The 1,367-nt window shown below is 61.3% G+C and carries 1 protein-coding gene; it reads left to right on the top strand.

Going from position 1 to position 1,367, the window contains the following annotated elements:
* The first annotated feature begins 75 nt into the window (after positions 1-75).
* The gene (locus KYG_RS00005) at positions 76-1,317 is read left to right on the top strand and encodes an ISL3 family transposase (protein ID WP_009871320.1); all 1,242 of its coding nucleotides are present in this window, start codon (positions 76-78) and stop codon (positions 1,315-1,317) included.
* Positions 1,318-1,367: the final 50 nt, after the last annotated feature.

The raw sequence follows: 1,367 nt of genomic DNA, 5'->3' as shown, positions 1-1,367 counted from the left end.
GGCTCTCTTCCGTTTCGGGTGGAACGCTACAGTTCAAATAAATCCCTTGACACCCGTTAAACAGGAGCCATCCCGATGCAAGAAGCACTGTTTTGTCAGGCATTGGGGCTGGCCGCCCCCTGGGCGGTAGAGCGTGTTGCACTGGACTTGGAGCGCAGCCGTATCGACCTGTACGTGGTCTGGCAATCAGGCCATGCAACCTGCCCCGTTTGCGAAGCTGCCCAGCAGAAGCTGCATGACCACCGCCAGCGCAGCTGGCGGCATCTGGATTTCTTTCAGTTTGAAGCCTACGTGCACTGCGCGCTGCCTCGGGTGTCGTGTAGCGCCTGCGGATCTACTGCCCAGCTGAACGTGCCCTGGGCGCGAGAGGGCAGCCGCTTTACGCTCATGTTCGAGGCCTTGGCCCTCACGCTGGCCCGCGAGATGCCGGTGGCCGCGTGTGGGCGCATTCTGCGCTGCGCGGACAACGCCTTGTGGCGCCAGATCGATGCCCATGTCAGCTTGGCACGGGCCAAGGAGAGCTATGCGGATGTGGCGGTCATTGGCATCGATGAGACCAGCTGCGCCAAAGGCCACAGCTACATCACCCTGGTGCACGACCTGCAGCGGGCGCGCCTGATCTACGCCACGCCCGGCAAGGATGCCAGCACGGTGCAAAGGTTTACCGAGGACTTCAAGAGCCACCAAGGTCAGACGCAGGCCATCCAGGTGGTGTGCATGGACATGTCCAAGGCCTTCATCGCAGGTGTTGGCCAGCACTTGCCCCAGGCGGCCATTGCCTTCGACGGATTCCATGTGGTGCAGATGGCCAACCGGGCAGTGGACGCTGTGCGGCGCGAAGAGGCCAGGGGCGAACGCTGGCTCAAGAAGACCCGCTGGTGCTGGCTCAAAGACAAAGCCAGATGGACGGACAAGGAGCAGGCCAACATGGATTGGCTGCCCCACACCCGATTGAAGACCGCCAGGGCGTGGCGGATGAAGGAAGGGCTGCGCGATATCTACAGGGATTCACACGCAGATGCAGCTCGCAGTGCGCAGGCCCTCAAGAAATGGCTGCACTGGGCGCAACGCAGCCGCCTGCAGCCATTCAAGGAATTGGCCAAGACAATCAAGCAACACTGGGCAGGAATACTCAAAGCGTTTGATGCCTCCCATCTGCATACTGGCTATGTGGAGGCGGTGAACTCGCTACTGCAAGCGAGCAAGGCCAAGGCGCGTGGCTATGCAACCACCGAGCACTTCGTAGCCATGGCGTTCCTGATCGCTGGCAAGCTCACTCACTTGCCGGGCAATCCTTTGCAAAAGGCAAGGGCCTGACCATGGTCCCGGTGGGGGATGTGGGGTTCCACCCGAAACGGAAGAGAGCC

It is taken from the genome of Acidovorax sp. NO-1 (genome assembly GCF_000238595.1).
In the GTDB taxonomy this organism is placed as follows: Bacteria; Pseudomonadota; Gammaproteobacteria; order Burkholderiales; family Burkholderiaceae_C; genus Acidovorax.
This window is presented reverse-complemented; position numbering and strand designations above follow the sequence as displayed.

Coding starts and splice junctions, on each gene's coding strand:
- KYG_RS00005 (WP_009871320.1), top strand. CDS start 76: ATGCAAGAAGCACTGTTTTGTCAGGCATTGGGGCTGGCCGCCCCCTGG.